This window comes from Chryseobacterium sp. X308, assembly GCF_020733145.1.
Lineage (GTDB): Bacteria > Bacteroidota > Bacteroidia > Flavobacteriales > Weeksellaceae > Chryseobacterium > Chryseobacterium cupriresistens.
Window position 1 is genome coordinate 85,154 of sequence record NZ_JAJFZH010000012.1, and the last position, 17,508, is coordinate 102,661.

The following is a 17,508-nucleotide window of genomic DNA, read 5'->3' on the forward strand; positions in this document are numbered from 1 at the left end:
CTTCATCTTTTAAAATTCTGAAATATTTTTATTTTTTCCAACACAGCCTTGAGTATATTTCATAATCAAAGGATTGGCGGAATAAAATGCATAGATATCTAAAAATCTTTTATCATTTCTTTTAAATAGTTCCTGACCAGCATAAACCCTTAAAGAATTGCTTCCATTCATTGCAAAATAATAAAGTTCATCATTACTGGCTATTTTGGCAACTTTTTTAAATTGACTATAAATTTTGCTTTTTTCACCTCCAACTCCAATATTAGGGAGACATTGTCTAAAGGCTGTGCCAGTTTTTTTACTGCTTCAGAGACCTGAGCATTAGATATTATAAGACTAAACGTGAATAGAAAACAGTAAAAATATTTATAGCTCATTATTTATAATAATAATTAAAGTTAAATAAAATAACTGAACGATTAAATACCTAAATTCGTTTAGATTTTAAATAAAAATTCAGAATGAAATACTCAAAAATTATTATCGTTGTAACCCTGTTATTGTTTCAGTTGGGAGCAGCACAGGAAAAAGCAGATGTTGTCTTAAATAAGGCTTTCACAGAAGCTAAAGCAGGTAAGAAAAATGTTTTACTGGTGTTCCATGCTTCATGGTGCAAATGGTGCAAAATGATGGAAAAAAATATGGATCTTCCTGAAACCAAACCTATTTTTGATAAGAGATTTGTCACAGCTTACATTGACGTTCAGGAAAGAGGTGATAAAAAAAGTCTTGAGAATCCCGGTGGACAAGAGCTGATGAATAAATTTAATGGCGAAAATGCCGGACTCCCTTTCTGGCTGATTCTTAATTCCAAGGGAGAATTTTTAGCGGATTCTTTTGATGCCAAAGGAGAAAATCTGGGATCGCCGGCCACACCGGAAGAAGTAGTAGCTTTTATTACAAAGCTAGGGAAAGCCTCAAAACTAAGTAATGAAGAAGCACAGATCATAGAGAAAGTATTTGTGAAGAAATAAGATCTATCACTTTTTATAAACAAATCCCCGGAATAGTAAGTTCCGGGGATTTGCTTTGGATAATCATACATGACAATTATTCCTGATAAGAATATTCAATATTGGTCCATAAAACCTGATCTCCTGTTTTGATCATTTCAGAAGGTTTGGAGAATATATTTCCGAAAATATTTTCGTATTGAGTGGTTCCAAAATGAGAACTTTTGGTAATTAATAATGCGTCATGGTCATCACGGGGTACTTTTTTAACGTATCGGTACGTTCGTTTTAAAGTAAAGGATGACGTGTTTTTATTGAAATCACCAATGTAAGTTGGTTTATTATTGTTGTTCTCTTTGATCAGTACAGAATCATTCGCGATGGTAAAGCTGTAGGTAAAATCTGTAGTTGAGGTTTCTGAGAATAACCTGATCGTTTTGTTTTTAAGATCCAGGTTTATTTTTTTCCAGGCAGGTTCCTGGTATAAGCTCCAGTAATCGGTAAGGTAAGATTCATCAGGAGTAGATTTTTCTCCGTTTGATCCTTTATACAAAACCGTATTTTTTACAGTATAACTTTTAAATTGAAACGAGTAAACATTTTTATCAACAGGTCTCGGATCATCAATTATATTATCGTTGTTTTCACACGATATTAATGACAATGCCATTATCAGGGCATAAAAAGAGTATTTCATGGTATATTTTATAAAAAGAAGTTTCACACCTATTTGTGAAACATATTAGAGTGGGAGTTATATCGATCAGGAATGAAAAGGCGAAAAGGTAAACGCATATTTACCTTTTCGCTTTTTGACTTAATTTATTTCCCAAAATACATCTGATCCTGCTTCTGCTGTTCATTATAAATGATCTGGAAGCTGACAGGCATATATTGGTAAAGAAGTTTCCAATGTTGGATCTTTGCGTGTTTCTTGAAGCTTTCGAAAGATCTTACAAACAGGTTTTCAATCATGGTTCTTACATAAGAATTCCCGTTTCTGTAGATCCAGTCCATCAACTTGATGTGATGGGCAATGATATTGATCTTCGATTCCTGCAGCAGGTGCTTCAGATAATTTACGGTAGCCTGCATGATCCCTGCGAAATTGTCCTGTACAGACAGCTGGGTGATTTCATTGCGAAGTGGCGGATAGAAAAATTTTAAGTATTCAACAGCTATTTTTTGATTAATAGTTTGCATTTGTACTTTCATCATAATTAAGAATTTTTCAAACACTTTTTAATGCAGCGAAATGTATACCAAAATTTAAAGGCAGGCTGCAAAAATAAATACTCCAACGATCACAGCAATGTGAGTGAGTAATATCTCTGCATTGTGTCTGTTAGTCGTTGTTTTCCAGGTTTTCCAGTCTGAAATTCTTCTGATTTTGTTTTTCATAATCTATTGATTGTGAGTTATTTTTAATTTTGTTTAATTTAAACACTTTGTAATGAAACGGATAAAAAATGTAACAAAACGTTTATATGCCGTGAGTGTAAATTTGTCTTGAATATACTTTCTGAAGGTTGGCAGAAATGTGACTAAAAATCACTTTTCTGTATTCCACAGTGCAGAAAGCAGTACAATTATCCAGAGAATAGATAAAGGTTGTCTCAATTGCATTCTTTAATACTGTATCTCCGTCAGTGTAAATTTTGTCCATCTTTTGTAAACTCCTGAACAGCAGATTTCTGTCATTCTGTCGGATCATGTTTTTAATACGTTCCGTGAAGGTGCGGATAATGCTGTATGAGTTTTGAATTTTGATTTTCTCTACTTCTTTTTCAAAGTCGGGAACCACATCAGTGATTTCCTTTACGGCTTGTAAATAGTTCATCGTATTATATTTTAATGGTGATAGTGTTCGAGCATTTTGATGAAGGCTCCAAAAATGAAAATGGTTAAAAAAGCAAAAAAGAGCATATGATAGGGCTTAAGCCATTTTGGAGTTGCAGGTCCTTTGCTTTTTAATCTTCTGAGCTTGTCGATTCTGTTTAAAGTCTTTAAGTCCATTTTTCTATGTTTTCAAATCATGATGCCAATGATATTCCGTTGAAAATGGAATGTTTTTAACGTATTGATAATTAATAAGTTATTATTTTATAGACGAATTTTTTAAGCAAAAAAGCCTGTCAAAATGATAAGGGTTTTATCAATTTGGAAAAAATAAAAAGACAAAAATTGCTGCTATCACACCTTATTACTAATCTGAGGACTGATAATTCCCATCCTTTGGAGGGGTGGCGAAAATTCAAAGAATTTTTGACGGGGTGGTTAAAAGAGAGTGTTATAAAATGACATTTTTTAAGTTTCGCAGTAAGGATAAGAATGAATATCTTTGCAGTCCAAATATTCAGAAAATGTTTTCAAAAATAATAGTACACAGAGTCGGAAATAAGATCAACGGAGATTCGCTGACACTTTCCCAGGAGGAATTGAAGCTGGAAGAAGGAATGGCAGAAATGCTTGAAGACTACTTTTTAGGTTCTTTTAAATCGGAAGAAACCTTCCATTTTTACAGTGACACTTATCTGGTGAATAATCCGGTTTACAGTGCCGTATCTGAAATTTTTGATGATAAATCCAAGTTTATCTGGGAATCTGAGAATATTGCCAAACATCTTTTCGAAGCGGCAGAAAATCCGAGAGTTCAGAGTGGAGAGCTTTTTATCGTACTTTTTGAAGATGAAAGCGACCGTCCGGACAGAGTGGATAAAATCGGGATTTTTAAAACGGAGAAGAGAGAATCTTTTCTGAAAATCAATCCTGCAGAAGAAACATTTGATATTGAAAAAGATCAGGGAATAGGTTTGTCTAAAATTGATAAGGCTGCTTTGATCTACAACAACAATAAAGAAACAGGATATGTACTTTCCGTAGTTGACAACAACAAAAACGGAGATATGTATTACTGGTTCGAAGATTTCCTGAAAGTAAAACAGCGTGATGATGAATATTTCCACACGCAGGAAGCTTTGATGGTGTATAAAGATTATATTACCAAACAGCTTCCCCAGGAATTTGAAGTTTCCAAAGCAGACCAGGCAGATTTCCTGAACAAGTCGATCAATTTCTTTAAGGAAAAAGAAGAATTTAAGCTGGATGAATTTGCCAGTGAAGTCTTGGGAGATGAGCATGTGATTGAAAGTTTTGTAAACTTTAAAACAGACTACGAACAGGACATGCAGGTAAATATTGCTGAAGAGTTCCCGATCAGTGAAGCGGCGGTAAAAAAGACGCAGAGACACTTTAAAAGTATCATTAAATTAGATAAAAACTTCCATATCTACATCCACGGAGACCGACAAAAGATCGAGATGGGTGAGGATGATAAAGGAAAATATTACAGACTTTATTTCGAAAAAGAGGTATAAAAAGAAATCTCCGGTTCCATAATAATATCATAACTTTATTGCTGATTACAAAATAACAGTTATGAAATTGATGATCATTTTCTGGGGAGCTTTTCTCTTCTTTTTCTGTGTTCCTTTTCCAATTTTCATTTACATGATGACGGAGGAGCTGGCAACAGAACCGAGAAATTCATTAGCGGTGAGCTATGGGTATCTCGGTTTTTCTTTGTTAATATGGGGATATGTGATTATTTTCTTTATCAACAAGCTTTTCATTACAACTTTTAAAGAGAAAAACACGATCCGGTCCATTGTACAGAACGGAATTCCAAGAGAAGCCAAAATTATTGATTATAAGCTTCTGAAATACATTCCTAAAAAAAACATGAATCTCATTCAGGTCGGGCTTTCATTTCCCAATCTCAGCAATACGGTGATAGAACATAAAATGATGTTTCATGATTCTAAACCCCACGAAAAAAGATTTGATGTAGGAAACAAAATCAAAGTACTGCTGAATCCTAAGGTATCCCAGGAACCTTATTTTATTTTAAGTGATCAGAAAGTAGGATTCAATACATCAGGAATGATTTTAAGAATCGTATTTCTTGTATTATTGATTGCTTATGTTATTGGCTTATACTCTTATTTCTATTGGCGAGAGTCTTTTGATTTTGGCTGGAGGTTTCTGACATTCATGCACCCGATTATTTTCAGCGGGGTGATGACCATTATTTATGTCCTGGTTTTTCAGCTTATTTTCGGGAAGTTTTTAAAAAATACAAAAGAAGAACGTATTCTTTTTTCAGGAAGAAATGCGGAAGCCAATATTATCAGTGTAAGCCAGACAGGCCTTACAGTGAACGATCAGCCACAAATCATGTTTCAGGTAAGTTTTAATGATTTCAGAGGGACTGAACATATTGCTGTTTATAAGAAAATTGTGAGTCTTTTAAAGCTTTCTTCCATTCCTCAACAAGGAACTATTGAGATCATGTATGATGAGAATGATCCGAAGCAGATTATGATTCCCAGAGGGTTGTAGAGAGTAAAAAGTAAAAACGCTAAATCTGATAATAATACATCAGAATAATTACATGTTTTCAGACTTTAGATGTAAAGTCTCTGTTTGACATTGACTATTTAACATATAAAAAAATCTCCAAATGCATTTTTTTAATAAATGCATTTTGTTTAAGTGACAGGATAAAAATCAATTCAATTTTTATACGGAAATTTTTAAGTAAAAAATATGTTTTTATCAGATAAACAATTACTTAATATAATGAAAAATATCTTTAAGATGTGAGTTATTTGTATATATTTGAGACTTATTAAAAAAACATATTTTATGAAAAAAATTAAAAAATTGACTCGTGAAGACCTTAAAACTGTAAAGGCAGGTCAAGTTTGGTATACTGAAACTTCCTGTGGAGTACAAGCTACAACCACTCAAGATTGGACAGCAGAGCAAGCAAATGCTTGGGCTGAAGCTCTTGAAGCAAATTATTGTAAGCAGCTTCTCACTATGGACCTAGTAATAATCTAGCCTAACTAATGTAAATGCACTTATAGTAAAAGTTAATACTATAAGTGCAATTTATAATAAAAAAATCTCTTATGCATTACCATAAAAAACTAATACAAATATTCATTTTATTTTATAGTGTTTTATTTTATACACAATCATACAAACAGGATACTCTGCGTGGGGAATTTACCTATCAATTAAAAGCAAAATTCGATACACGGACTGATTATCGGCATGAAGAACAATTCTCATTACAGATAGGAGATCACCGTGCATTTTTTGCAAGTGTTATATCGCTAAAAGGTGATTCGGTAATGGCCACTTCAGGAACAAGCACAAAGAATGCTGATGGTAGTATAACTCTTGGCTGGAAAAAAGGGGTAGTGATTCCAAAAACAGGTTTATCTTTTACCATAATTCAATCCAACGAAAATATACAATATTTTAGATCAGCTGGAATGTCTTTACTTACCTATAAAGAACCTGTAATAAAAAATTGGAAACTTATAGATGAAACAAAAATAATTAACACAATTAATTGTAAAAAAGCAGAAGTTACTTTTAAAGGTCGGAACTGGATAGCATGGTATGCTCCCGAAATTCCGTTGCCTTACGGTCCATATAAATTTAGCGGATTACCTGGACTGATTGTCAAAATAACAGATGATAAAGGAGATTTTGATTTTGAATTGGTAAAATCTATACCTGCATCTAAATTAAATGGTAAATTAATTACCATTAAAAAGAGCAGATATACAGAAGCGATAGAAACTACGCAACAAAAATTAAAGCAAGCAGTTAGAAATAATGAAGCCAATGCCGCTGCTGTACTCGCAAGTTATGGAACAACCATTATACAAGGTCAAGAAATAATAAGGCAAAGACAAAAAGAACGAGAAGAAAATAAAAAATACGAAAACCCACTAGAATTAGAAAAAGATTAGTAATGGCTAATCTTTTTTCGTTTGCTAATACCTATTCGTTTTTTTGCCTTATTCATTATCTTTGCTTCCTTAGCTAAATCATATGAAAACAACAATTGTCGATCTGACAAAATCTATCCAATACAATGCAGGAGATCCCTGGTTCATGCGGGTGAAAATTAAACATAAAGCCCATCGGAAATCACATTGGCTCATTCGTCTGGCATTAAGACTTCCGTCAAGACTTTTTCCTAAAAACTGGATTGGATGGGCAGATGATACCATCAAAAATATGGGGCTTCATGCTACAACACATATTGATGCTCCCTGGCATTATGGTCCTGTAGTAGAAGGAAAGCCTGCTAAAACGATAGACCAGATTCCACTGGAATGGTGCTACGGAGACGGAATTGTGATTGACTGTACCCATAAAGAAGATTTTGTTGCTATCACTGTTGAGGATTTGAAAAAAGATCTCGATAAAAATGGAATTACCATTCAGGAAGGAAATATTGTTCTGATCAGAACCGATCGTGACAAAATGATGGGCACTCCGGATTTTGTGGAAAAAGGAACGGGAATGAGTAAAGAAGCTACAGAATGGCTGATTGACCAGGGCGTAAAAGTAATGGGAATTGATCAGTGGGGCTGGGATCTTCCTCTGAAATATATGGCTCAGAAAGCCAAAGAAATGAATGACCCTGAATTCTTCTGGGAAGGCCATCGTGTAGGAATCGAAAAAGAATATTTACACATCGAACAGCTTACAAACCTTAGTGCATTACCTCCATCCGGATTTAAAATCTGTGTATTTCCGTTAAAAATTGTTGGCGGATCTGCAGCTCCGGCGAGAGTGGTGGCGATGATGGATGCATAAAAAGAAAAAATCATCTTTGACAAAAAATAAAAAGGGCGAATTTGAATCTTCAAATTTGCCCTTTTAAATGTAGCATCCTTATTTTCTCGGGTTAATTCTTCTTTCTGAAAAACAAAGCTCTGTTGTATTCAAAATTCATTCTGGCAATATTCAGGACAGAAATTCCCTGAGGACATTCTACTTCACAGGCTTCTGTATTGGAGCAGTGCCCGAATAATTCCGTATCCATTTGAGCCACCATATCCAGCACTCTCTTGCTTCGCTCTTCTTTTCCCTGAGGAAGGAGTGCCATGTGAGTGATTTTTGCAGAGGTAAATAAAGCTGCACTTCCATTTTTACAAGTGGCAACACAAGCTCCACATCCGATACACGCAGCAGAATCAAAAGCTTCCTCAGCCGTCTGGTGAGTCACCGGAATTGCTGTAGCATCAGGAGCCTGGCCTGTATTCACCGATACAAAACCTCCTGAAGATATAATTCTGTCAAAAGCAGAACGGTCTACTTTTAAATCTTTTTTCACCGGAAAAGCTTCAGCCCGGAATGGCTCTATCAGAATCGTTTCCCCGTCTTTAAAGGACCTTAAGTGAAGTTGGCAGGTGGTTGTATTTTTCAAAGGACCATGGGCAATACCATTAATCATCATCCCGCATTGTCCGCAGATTCCTTCACGACAATCGTGATCAAATTCTACAGGTTCATCACCCTCAATAATCAGTTTTTCATTTAAAGTGTCCAGCATTTCTAAGAAAGACATGTGCGGATTCAACCCTTTAAGGTCGTAAGGGACCAGTTTTCCTTCACTTTTTCTGTCTTTCTGTCTCCATATCTTAAGATGTAAATCCATAATTTTCTGTTTTTATTTGTAACTTCTTACCGTTGGCTGAATTTCTTCAAAGATTAAAGGTTCCTTAATCATTTCAGGTTCTCCATTTTCGCCTTTCCAGGCCCAGGCAGAAATAAATTGGTATTCCGCATCATTTCTCATGGCTTCTCCGTCCGGAGTCTGGAATTCTTCTCTGAAATGAGCTCCGCAGGATTCATTACGGGTTAATGCATCATAGCACATCAGTTCTCCGATTTCGAAATAATCGGCTACGCGGCCTGCTTTTTCCAGTTCGGTATTCATTTTATCTCCCTGTCCGGAAACTCTTACGTCTTTGTAGAATTCCTGTTTCAGTTTTTTGATTTCCTGAATGGCATATTTCAACCCTTCTTCATTTCTGGCCAGTCCGCAATAATCATAGAGGAGCTTTCCTAAAGTTTTGTGGAAATAATCAACGGTTTTGGTTCCTTTGATATTGATAAAACCATTGATCTGGTCTTTAACTGCTTTTTCAGCCTGTTCAAATTCAGGAGTATCCGGTGAAATTTTTCCGGTGTGAATTTCATCCGCCAGATAATTGGCAATGGTGTAAGGCGCAATGAAATATCCGTCAACTGAGGCCTGCAGAAGTGAGTTGGCACCTAATCTGTTGGCTCCGTGATCGGCAAAATTAGCTTCACCTAAAGCGAATAGTCCCGGAACAGTAGTCATCAGTTCATAATCTACCCAAAGTCCGCCCATTGAAAAATGGGCAGAAGGAGAGATCATCATAGGTTCTTTGTACGCATCATATCCTGTTATTTTAAGATACATATCGAATAAGTTTCCATATTTTTCTTTGATCTTATCTTTTCCCTGTTCCTGTATTGCTTTTGAAAAATCAAGATAAACGGCGTTTTTCAAAGGCCCGATTCCGAAACCTGCATCAATTCTTTCCTTGGCTGCACGGGAAGAAATATCTCTTGGAGCAAGGTTTCCGAAAGCTGGATATCTTCTTTCCAGATAATAATCCCTTTCATTTTCAGGAATGTCATTGGGAGGTCTGGTTTCACCTTCCTTTAATGGTACCCAGATTCGGCCGTCATTACGTAATGATTCAGACATTAAGGTCAGTTTAGACTGATAATCTCCTGATTGCGGAAGTGAAGTAGGGTGTACCTGGATCCAGCTTGGGGAAGCCATTAAAGCTCCTTTTTTATGGGCTCTCCAGATGGCAGAACCGTTACATCCCATGGCAAGGGTAGACAGATAATAAATTTTTCCGTAACCTCCGGTTGCCAATATTACAGCGTGAGCGGCATGTCTTTCAATATCTCCTGTGTCTAAATTCCTTACGATAATTCCTCTGGCTTTGCCGTCAACAGTAACCAGATCCAGCATTTCATGTCTTGAAAATAATTGTACGGAACCTTTTCCAACCTGTCGCATTAAAGCCTGATAAGCTCCCAGAAGAAGCTGCTGCCCCGTTTGTCCTCTCGCATAGAAAGTACGGCTCACCTGAACCCCTCCGAAGGATCGGTTGTTCAGATATCCGCCGTATTCACGGCCGAAAGGTACACCTTGCGCTACAGCCTGGTCGATGAGGTTCAGAGAACATTCTGCCATTCTGTATACGTTGGCTTCACGGGCTCTGAAGTCTCCTCCTTTCAGTGTGTCTACAAACATTCTGTATACACTGTCACCATCGTTTTTATAATTTTTGGCAGCATTCACGCCTCCCTGTGCTGCCACAGAGTGTGCCCTCCTCGGGCTGTCCTGGAAACAGAATGATTTGACATTATATCCCATTTCTCCCAGAGAAGCAGCAATTGAGCTACCCGCCAGACCTGTTCCAACAACAATGACATCCAGTTTTTTACGATTGGCAGGATTAACGAGTCTTGCTTTCTTTTTATAATTTTCCCATTTATGTTCCAATGGGCCTTGTGGTATTTTTGAATCTAAAATCATGACCGTTCTGTTTAATGATAAGTAAAGAATACATAAATTGGCATCAATGCAAAGCCTGCACAGATAACGATTGAATAAGCAATTCCGATCGTTTTGAACCATTGTACGAACTTAGGATGATATAATCCCAGGGTTCTTACAGCGCTGTGTATTCCATGAATCAGGTGATAACACAAAGCGATCATTGATACAACATAAATGATAACGTACCACCATTCTTTAAAGACATTCACTACCAGAATGTAGAGATCTTTATTTCCGTTCTCATCCAAAGGAGGAGTTCCGAATTTGTAGATATACCAGAAGTTCTGGAAATGGATCACCAGGAAAATCAGGATTAATGTTCCGAGAATTCCCATATTTCTGGAAGCCCATGTACTGGCTCTTCCACGTCCGTCAGACTGATAACCGCCGCCGGATTTTTTATTTTTTAAAGTTATAATAAGGCCGTCTACAGCATGCAGAATGATACTGGCATACAAGACGTAAGAAACTATTTTGATAATAATATTTCCTGATAAAAAATGTGAATAGGCATTAAACTGCAGGTGTGCCTGTTCTTGTGGAAGAAAAAGCTGAAGATTTCCTAGGAAATGAATCAACAGGAAGAATCCCAAAAAGAGTCCTGTAAGGCACATCAGCATTTTTCTTGACAGTGTTGATAACATATTTTTGATTTATTGATTAATAATATCCCAAGACTTTCATCCATAATCCTCCTACGACCATATAAATGATCAATAGAACAATTCCTATTTCAAGACCTCTGAGCCACCAGGCTTTCAGGTCAACATATCCACTACCGAAGAATACCGGAGCCGGACCGTGGCCGTAATGAGTAAGCACCCCGTAAATTGAACCCATGAAACCAAGCATCATTGCCAGTAACATTGGTGGAATTCCCAAAGAAACCCCTACACCCAGCAATGCCGCATACATGGCCGCTACGTGAGCGGTAGCACTGGCAAAAATATAGTGGCTGAAGAAATACACTACAATAATAACCGGGAAAGCTACCTGCCAACTCAATCCTCCGATTTGTACTTTGATAAGGTTACTGAACCATCCAATGAAACCCAACTCATTTAAAGAGCTTGCCATCATCACCAGAACGGCGAACCAAACGATAGTATCCCATGCTCCTTTTTCACCTTTTACGTCTTCCCAGGTTAGTACTGAGGTTAGTAGTAATAATGTTAATCCGATAAAGGCTGTAGTAGTAGCATCAATAGAAAGCGCTCCACCGAATATCCAAAGGGCCAGCAGAATGAAGAATGCCAGCAGCATCAGCCATTCGTTTCTGGAAATAGGTCCCATTTCTTTTAATTTCTCAGCTGCCATTTTCGGAGCATCACCTGTTTTTTTCAATTCTGGCGGATATAATTTGTACAATACCAAGGGAACGACAAAGAACGCTACTGCACCAGGAATGAACCCTGCAGCAGCCCATGACATCCATGTAATATCAATACCAAGGTTGGCTGCAAACTTCTGACACATCGGGTTACTGGCTGTCCCGGTAAGGAACATGGAAGAGGCGATGAGGTTCATGTAGTAGCTGTTCAACGTTAAAAATGAACCTAATTTTCTATGAGTTTCCGGTTTTTCAGGAACGGAATCAAAACTTATCGCCATAGATTTCATGATAGGATAAATAATCCCACCACCTCTTGCGGTGTTACTTGGAATGGCAGGTGCCAGACAAACGTCGGCAAGTCCTAACCCGTAAGCCAGTCCCAGTGAGCTTTTTCCAAAAACTCTGATGAATAAAAAGGCAATACGGTTCCCCAATCCGGTTTTTATAAATCCTCTGGCAATAAAGAATGAAATCCCGATCAGCCAGATTACTTTGTCTCCAAAACCGGAAAGCGCTTTGGTAATGGATTTTCCCGCGTCTCCCGGAGCTACCACTTGCGTAAGGGCTGTAAAACCAATGGCCATCATACACATTGTACCCATTGGAGCTGCTTTAAGGATAATCCCTAAAATGGTCGCAGCAAAGATGGCGAACAGATGCCAGGCATTTTCGGCAACACCTTCCGGAGCAGGAATGAACCATATGATCAACGCAACAACAAATGTGATCGCTACGTTTTTAATATTAATTTCTTTCATGATACTACTATTTAATCGTTAAAATCTACTTTGTACCTGTACAATGAATAGATTATTGTTGTATTGTGATGTGTTTTCTATCTGATGTTTGTAGCGGTCAAACTGGACTCCCAGCTGAATTCTTGCACCATAATTTTTCAGGAATTCCAATCCGAACATCGGGGTAATCGTTTGTCTTGGGTTGGATGCCATTCTGAAGTTGGTATCAAGATATTCGTAACGGCAGGATAGTTCGAAGGCGCTAAGATTTTTGTGGTTGATTTCATATCTTAGGTTCGGAAGGAAATACGCTCCCCGGATCAGATATTGATCAGGATTTTCAGGACGAAGTTCAGGGGCAATAGAATTGTACAGAACATGGTTGGTTGCCTGCTTAGCTTCCAGCTGCATATCGAGACTCCATTTCGGATCAAAATGAATCAGTGAGCTCAGGTCTATTCCCAAAGCATATACTTTTTTACTGAATACCTCTCCGATACCACCATTTAACCCTACATTGAAATTGTATTTTTTTGATAATCCGAAAACAAGGCGGGTAGAATACTGCTTTCCGTTGTCATTATCATTAACCGGGTTTTTTCCGTTTCCGTTCACCACTGAAACAGCATATTGGAAAGGAATTTCTCCCAGCTGAAGCTGTCCTGTAGCAGACATTCCGATCTGGAAACTTGTCCAGCCCAGCTTTCCGAATTCCGTATACTGGTTAGACCAGTCCAAAGATTTAATAATATCAATAGGATAAGTTTCTTCAATACCAAACCAGGGTCTGAATTGTCCTACAGTAATTGCCAATTTGGGATTGAACGTATATTTCAGGTAAGCATTTTCAAGAACTCTGCTTTTAGGATCGTTTTTAAAATCGGCAAGGTTAGCCAAAACCACAACTTCAGTACGTTTACTGATCTGCGCCCGGATCTGAACCCTCATATATTTGAGCATGAAATTATTATCAGTTCCGGAACCATCGGTGTGGTGAAGTCCGTTTACATCTACATCTTTACTCATCCCTACAAGATAGCGCGCCTGAAAAAGGCCTTTGATCTGCAGCTGCGGATATTTTACATTGTCTTCCTGTGGAGGAGAAGTGGTCTTAAGAGAATCCCGATTTTGTGCATAAGCTGATAACCCACAGGCCAGCATACACAGGATCAGGCTTTTCTTTTTAATCGAAAAAAAGGCCATATCTATTTTTGTTTTTTTATTGTAAATTTTATTTTACCACATGCATCTGATGTATTTTGAATGGTCATACATTCACTCAAAGTGCGGAATACTTAGGTCTTCATCTGCAGGAACCAGATTTACTTAAGCATAAGTAGTTTGTGGCGAAATGTCTATTTTAATCCTAAGAAGGTGAACGGAGCAGATTCTTTAAATTCTGCATTGGATTTTCCGCTGTATGTATGGTAATTACTAAGATCCAGTTTCATTACTTTACCTTTTGGACTTAAATCAAATTCCTTAAGATCTACCCAAAAAGTGTTTGGAGTAAAGACTGTTTCAAAATAATATACCAGGTTTTTCTGATCCGAAACAGAACGCCATCTTGTAGAAGAAATATTAGGCTCTGTGGCAGAAGTGATCCCGTAAGGAACAGAGCAGTTTCTGATTACGCTGAAAACGCTGGCTACAGCTGTGCGGGTATCTGCGGTCTGAGGAATCGCATTGATATAGTAAGAAGCTCTTACGAAGCGGTCTGCGGCACGGTTGGTTCCCGGAAGCATAACGGTCCCCGGAATACCTTTCCAGTAATTATTAAGGGCAAGCTGCTCCTCAAAAACAGGAGAATTGGTCATTACCGTGTAAGACGGATCATGATGGATGACAAGCTTTCCGTCAATATATTCGAATACAGCATTGTCTCCTGAAGCATCGGAAATGGAAAGATGGACGGTGGTAAATCTTTCTGTTCCCGGAATATAATCACTAACAATAACGAAAGGTTCTTTTCGTGAAAACTCTACAGCCTCTTTTACTGTAGCGAAATTATCAAGATAATATTGCGCCCATAATGAAATGGCAATTCCCTTTTTACTTCCTTTTCCGTCGAATTTAGGATACTGGGATTCTCCTAACCAGAGCAGATTGGCTACCAATCCTTTTTCGTTCATTCCGTCGGCAGAAGCAATATCCCACGAAGAGCTGATAAGGCTGCCATATTTGGCGGTCCATTTTACAGATTTTGGTCCTACCAGTCCGTTGCGGTCTATTCCTTTCGGAAGTACCCATAAATTGACCGGGATCTCATCACGCCAGTCCATGGAACGGGCTGTAATAACGGTATTCTGGGGACCTTTGTAAACTACCCTTGTACAGGCTTCTGAAGGATTCCATAATCCTACGGAGAGGATCAGAGAAAATAAAATTAATGGGAACTTTTTCATAATAGTATTATTTGAATTTAAATTTTGTATTGAATTTGTTGTGAATAATTCAATGAATTTTTGTCATATTCATTATTTGGTGATATAAATTTAGCGAAAATTGTTTAAATAAAACAATTATTAAGATTAATAATCCGTAATTTATGTTATGAATCATGGTTAAAGATTGAGTATTGCATTATTGAATCTTTTTTCGTATATTTTACAGAAATGACATGAAAAAAGGGATAAAATGAAGAATATTTTAATGTTTTTTTTACGTTTTTTATACCATTATTTCCCGTGAATGCCTGATATACTGAGGTTTGAAAATAGATACCACAAAATTGAAAGCTGTTCAAAAAAACGCTATATTTGATTACTAGACTGAAGAGATATATGAACTTTATAGAATGCCATGAAGAACCTATCCATATTCCGGGTTCTATACAAAGCTTTGGTTACCTGATTGGCATTGATGCAGAATCCCGTACCATTACTTTTTTTAGCAGGAATATTGCGGATCTATTTAAAATTGAGCGCTCAGAGGAGCTGTTCGGAAGAAAGATTACTGGCTTTCCGGAAAGTTTTCAGGGCATTATTGATTCAGAAATCTATACTTCACTGGATAAGTTTACCAGACGTAAGAATGAAACGTATTTCGATAAGGTTTTTATTAATGATAAAGAATATCATTTCTCTGTTTTCAGAAGTGAACTTTATATTTTTCTGGAGTTAGAAGAGGTTATCATTAATCCCAACAAACGGATTTCCAATAAGTATGATAATTTTTATATCATCGACAATGAAAAGGAACTCTGGAATCATCTCCTGGAAACTCTTTCAAAGGTGGTAAATTATGATCGTATGATGGTCTACAAATTCATGATGGACGGTTCCGGAAAAGTAATCGCAGAAAAGAAAAACGAAAATATGGAAAGCTTTCTTGGTCTTCATTACCCGGAGTCTGATATTCCAAAACAGGCCCGTGATCTTTATCTGAAAAAAAGAAAAAGAATTTTCAGCAATGTATATGCGGATACGGTTCCCATTTTAAGCAGAAGTCCTGAAAATATTGACCTTACTTACTCCGCATCCAGAGGAATGTCACCGGTTCATGCACAGTATCTGAAAAATTCGGGAGTGGCTTCCAGCTTCAGTGTTTCCATTATTATTGATGATCATCTATGGGGTCTGGTAACCTGCCAGAATGTTGAACCTAAACATATTGATCTTGAAGATAGAGTACAGGCCGGAATTTTTACTGCTCTGGCAGCGAATGCCTATTCTTCTTTTAAATCAAAAAACGAACTGAATTACCGGTTGGAACTCAATGAGAGAATGTCTCAGCTGAAAACGGAATTTTTAAAGCATAACAATCTCTTTGATTCTCTTGTTGAATGTAAAAAAGAAATCAGAAACTTACCGGAAGCAGATGGGCTTGCCATTGTTTCTGATGAAAATATAGTAACAGACGGAAGTACTCCTGATCTCGAAAGTATTGGAAGAATTGCAGTATGGGCGCTTAGTAATACCGATGAACGTATTTATGTGAGCCGAAACTTCCTTAAAGACCATGGTAAAGAACTCGAACTGACTGAAAATGCAGCGGGCATTGCCATCTATTTTATTGAAAGGGATAAAAATGAAATGCTGATCTGGTTCAGAAAAGAGTTTGATGAACATATCAACTGGGCCGGAAATCCGGAGAAGAAAGTCAGTGTATTTTCTCAGAACGGAGAGGAAAGACAAATGATATCTCCCCGAACTTCATTCCGCATTTTTACAGAAAATATCAAAGGGCATTCCAAAAGATGGAATTCCAGAAATGTAAGTGCAGTACAGGCTGTAAGAGATCTGATCTTAGAAACTTCCCATAAAAATTACAATGCGATTAAAAGGCTTAATGATGAGCTTAAAAAAGTAAATGAGGAACTTGACAGTTTTTCCTACACCATTTCTCATGACCTGGGAACACCTCTCACCGTGATGAAACTGAATGCACAAATGCTTCTGGGAAACCTTGCCGATAATTCTGAAAAAAGTAAAGCCAAGATCAATGCCATTATTGAAGAAATTGATAATATGGCTGAAATGATGCATGACGTCCTGCAGCTGAGCCGTGCCAAGCACAGCGAAATTCAGCTTGAAAGTCTGAAAACAACGCATACTATTGAGAAAATATCTGAAAATGCCAAGATGACCTACGGAAGTGCCAGCAGTGAGATTATCATCAAGGAATGTCCGGATGTACTGGCTGATAAGACAATGCTTCATCAGGTGTTTCTGAACATCATCAACAATGCTGTGAAATATTCTTCCCATAAAGATCTTCCGAAAGTGGAAATTGAAGGAACTGAAGATGGGCAAACCATTATTTACAGGATCTCAGACAACGGTATCGGTATTCCTGTGGAGGAAAAACATAAGATGTTTAAAATCTTTAACAGGATGGATAATGCCAAGAAATTCAAAGGAAACGGAGTGGGATTATCTATTGTGCACCGCATTATGCAAAGACTTGGAGGAAATGTTGATTTTGAGAGTAATAATGAGGGGACTTCATTTATTTTAACGTTCAAAAAGCCTTACATTTGAGAAACTTTTAAAACGTTAT

The 17,508-nt window shown here is 37.3% G+C and carries 18 protein-coding genes; 7 read left to right on the plus strand and 11 right to left on the minus strand.

Features of this window, described 5'->3' with window-relative positions; all coding sequences use genetic code 11:
* Window positions 1-461 precede the first annotated feature (461 nt).
* Window positions 462-974: a thioredoxin family protein gene (locus LIV57_RS14000; RefSeq protein WP_227943055.1), complete on the plus strand. Its 513-nt coding sequence runs from the start codon at window positions 462-464 to the stop codon at window positions 972-974.
* Between the two features lie 76 nt (window positions 975-1,050).
* On the opposite strand, the gene LIV57_RS14005 is transcribed toward LIV57_RS14000, so the two are convergent.
* The 5 genes from LIV57_RS14005 to LIV57_RS14020 form a co-directional block, all read right to left on the minus strand.
* The gene (locus LIV57_RS14005) at window positions 1,051-1,650 is read right to left on the minus strand and encodes a hypothetical protein (RefSeq protein ID WP_227943056.1); all 600 of its coding nucleotides are present in this window, start codon (window positions 1,648-1,650) and stop codon (window positions 1,051-1,053) included.
* A gap of 125 nt (window positions 1,651-1,775) precedes the next feature.
* Window positions 1,776-2,171 (minus strand): hypothetical protein, encoded by a 396-nt coding sequence (locus LIV57_RS14010; protein WP_062674152.1) that lies wholly within the window; start codon window positions 2,169-2,171, stop codon window positions 1,776-1,778.
* Window positions 2,172-2,222: 51 nt separating this feature from the next.
* On the minus strand, window positions 2,223-2,354 hold the full coding sequence (locus LIV57_RS22915) for a hypothetical protein (RefSeq protein WP_262486817.1): 132 nt from the start codon (window positions 2,352-2,354) through the stop codon (window positions 2,223-2,225).
* An 82-nt stretch (window positions 2,355-2,436) separates the two neighbouring features.
* Window positions 2,437-2,793 carry a hypothetical protein gene (locus LIV57_RS14015; RefSeq protein ID WP_227943057.1) on the minus strand — a complete coding sequence of 119 codons (357 nt, stop codon included), beginning with the start codon at window positions 2,791-2,793 and terminating at the stop codon, window positions 2,437-2,439.
* A gap of 11 nt (window positions 2,794-2,804) precedes the next feature.
* Window positions 2,805-2,969, minus strand: coding sequence for a hypothetical protein (locus tag LIV57_RS14020; protein WP_227943058.1), 165 nt, complete (start codon window positions 2,967-2,969; stop codon window positions 2,805-2,807).
* Window positions 2,970-3,316: 347 nt separating this feature from the next.
* Between LIV57_RS14020 and LIV57_RS14025 the strand changes: the two genes are divergently transcribed.
* From LIV57_RS14025 to LIV57_RS14045, 5 genes are all read left to right on the plus strand, one after another.
* Window positions 3,317-4,330 (plus strand): nucleoid-associated protein, encoded by a 1,014-nt coding sequence (locus LIV57_RS14025; protein ID WP_137905808.1) that lies wholly within the window; start codon window positions 3,317-3,319, stop codon window positions 4,328-4,330.
* 61 nt (window positions 4,331-4,391) lie between these two features.
* Window positions 4,392-5,354 carry a hypothetical protein gene (locus tag LIV57_RS14030; RefSeq protein WP_227943059.1) on the plus strand — a complete coding sequence of 321 codons (963 nt, stop codon included), beginning with the start codon at window positions 4,392-4,394 and terminating at the stop codon, window positions 5,352-5,354.
* A gap of 306 nt (window positions 5,355-5,660) precedes the next feature.
* Window positions 5,661-5,858: a bacteriocin-like protein gene (locus tag LIV57_RS14035; protein WP_227943060.1), complete on the plus strand. Its 198-nt coding sequence runs from the start codon at window positions 5,661-5,663 to the stop codon at window positions 5,856-5,858.
* Window positions 5,859-5,929: 71 nt separating this feature from the next.
* On the plus strand, window positions 5,930-6,784 hold the full coding sequence (locus tag LIV57_RS14040) for a GLPGLI family protein (protein WP_227943061.1): 855 nt from the start codon (window positions 5,930-5,932) through the stop codon (window positions 6,782-6,784).
* A gap of 82 nt (window positions 6,785-6,866) precedes the next feature.
* Entirely contained in the window at window positions 6,867-7,640 is a 774-nt protein-coding gene (locus LIV57_RS14045) for a cyclase family protein (RefSeq protein ID WP_227943062.1), read from the plus strand.
* A gap of 91 nt (window positions 7,641-7,731) precedes the next feature.
* Here the strand turns inward: LIV57_RS14045 and LIV57_RS14050 are convergent, their stop codons facing one another.
* The 6 genes from LIV57_RS14050 to LIV57_RS14075 all read right to left on the minus strand — a co-directional run bounded on the left by LIV57_RS14050 (window position 7,732) and on the right by LIV57_RS14075 (window position 14,912).
* Complete coding sequence (locus LIV57_RS14050; protein WP_227943063.1) at window positions 7,732-8,484, minus strand: succinate dehydrogenase/fumarate reductase iron-sulfur subunit; 753 nt, start codon at window positions 8,482-8,484, stop codon at window positions 7,732-7,734.
* A gap of 12 nt (window positions 8,485-8,496) precedes the next feature.
* A complete protein-coding gene (locus LIV57_RS14055) occupies window positions 8,497-10,413 on the minus strand; it encodes a fumarate reductase/succinate dehydrogenase flavoprotein subunit (protein WP_227943064.1) in 1,917 nt (638 codons plus the stop codon).
* An 11-nt stretch (window positions 10,414-10,424) separates the two neighbouring features.
* Window positions 10,425-11,081, minus strand: a complete 657-nt coding sequence (locus LIV57_RS14060) for a succinate dehydrogenase cytochrome b subunit (protein WP_227943067.1) — start codon at window positions 11,079-11,081, stop codon at window positions 10,425-10,427.
* A gap of 16 nt (window positions 11,082-11,097) precedes the next feature.
* Window positions 11,098-12,528 (minus strand): anion permease, encoded by a 1,431-nt coding sequence (locus LIV57_RS14065; RefSeq protein WP_089690053.1) that lies wholly within the window; start codon window positions 12,526-12,528, stop codon window positions 11,098-11,100.
* Between the two features lie 18 nt (window positions 12,529-12,546).
* Window positions 12,547-13,710 carry a porin gene (locus tag LIV57_RS14070; RefSeq protein ID WP_227943069.1) on the minus strand — a complete coding sequence of 388 codons (1,164 nt, stop codon included), beginning with the start codon at window positions 13,708-13,710 and terminating at the stop codon, window positions 12,547-12,549.
* A 152-nt stretch (window positions 13,711-13,862) separates the two neighbouring features.
* A complete protein-coding gene (locus tag LIV57_RS14075; protein WP_227943071.1) occupies window positions 13,863-14,912 on the minus strand; it encodes a linear amide C-N hydrolase in 1,050 nt (349 codons plus the stop codon).
* Between the two features lie 354 nt (window positions 14,913-15,266).
* Here LIV57_RS14075 and LIV57_RS14080 point away from each other — a divergent pair, with 354 nt between their 5' ends.
* Window positions 15,267-17,489, plus strand: a complete 2,223-nt coding sequence (locus tag LIV57_RS14080; protein WP_227943073.1) for an ATP-binding protein — start codon at window positions 15,267-15,269, stop codon at window positions 17,487-17,489.
* The last annotated feature ends 19 nt before the right edge of the window (window positions 17,490-17,508 follow it).

Coding starts and splice junctions, on each gene's coding strand:
- LIV57_RS14000 (WP_227943055.1), top strand. CDS start 462: ATGAAATACTCAAAAATTATTATCGTTGTAACCCTGTTATTGTTTCAG.
- LIV57_RS14005 (WP_227943056.1), bottom strand. CDS start 1,650: ATGAAATACTCTTTTTATGCCCTGATAATGGCATTGTCATTAATATCG.
- LIV57_RS14010 (WP_062674152.1), bottom strand. CDS start 2,171: ATGATGAAAGTACAAATGCAAACTATTAATCAAAAAATAGCTGTTGAA.
- LIV57_RS22915 (WP_262486817.1), bottom strand. CDS start 2,354: ATGAAAAACAAAATCAGAAGAATTTCAGACTGGAAAACCTGGAAAACA.
- LIV57_RS14015 (WP_227943057.1), bottom strand. CDS start 2,793: ATGAACTATTTACAAGCCGTAAAGGAAATCACTGATGTGGTTCCCGAC.
- LIV57_RS14020 (WP_227943058.1), bottom strand. CDS start 2,969: ATGGACTTAAAGACTTTAAACAGAATCGACAAGCTCAGAAGATTAAAA.
- LIV57_RS14025 (WP_137905808.1), top strand. CDS start 3,317: ATGTTTTCAAAAATAATAGTACACAGAGTCGGAAATAAGATCAACGGA.
- LIV57_RS14030 (WP_227943059.1), top strand. CDS start 4,392: ATGAAATTGATGATCATTTTCTGGGGAGCTTTTCTCTTCTTTTTCTGT.
- LIV57_RS14035 (WP_227943060.1), top strand. CDS start 5,661: ATGAAAAAAATTAAAAAATTGACTCGTGAAGACCTTAAAACTGTAAAG.
- LIV57_RS14040 (WP_227943061.1), top strand. CDS start 5,930: ATGCATTACCATAAAAAACTAATACAAATATTCATTTTATTTTATAGT.
- LIV57_RS14045 (WP_227943062.1), top strand. CDS start 6,867: ATGAAAACAACAATTGTCGATCTGACAAAATCTATCCAATACAATGCA.
- LIV57_RS14050 (WP_227943063.1), bottom strand. CDS start 8,484: ATGGATTTACATCTTAAGATATGGAGACAGAAAGACAGAAAAAGTGAA.
- LIV57_RS14055 (WP_227943064.1), bottom strand. CDS start 10,413: ATGATTTTAGATTCAAAAATACCACAAGGCCCATTGGAACATAAATGG.
- LIV57_RS14060 (WP_227943067.1), bottom strand. CDS start 11,081: ATGTTATCAACACTGTCAAGAAAAATGCTGATGTGCCTTACAGGACTC.
- LIV57_RS14065 (WP_089690053.1), bottom strand. CDS start 12,528: ATGAAAGAAATTAATATTAAAAACGTAGCGATCACATTTGTTGTTGCG.
- LIV57_RS14070 (WP_227943069.1), bottom strand. CDS start 13,710: ATGGCCTTTTTTTCGATTAAAAAGAAAAGCCTGATCCTGTGTATGCTG.
- LIV57_RS14075 (WP_227943071.1), bottom strand. CDS start 14,912: ATGAAAAAGTTCCCATTAATTTTATTTTCTCTGATCCTCTCCGTAGGA.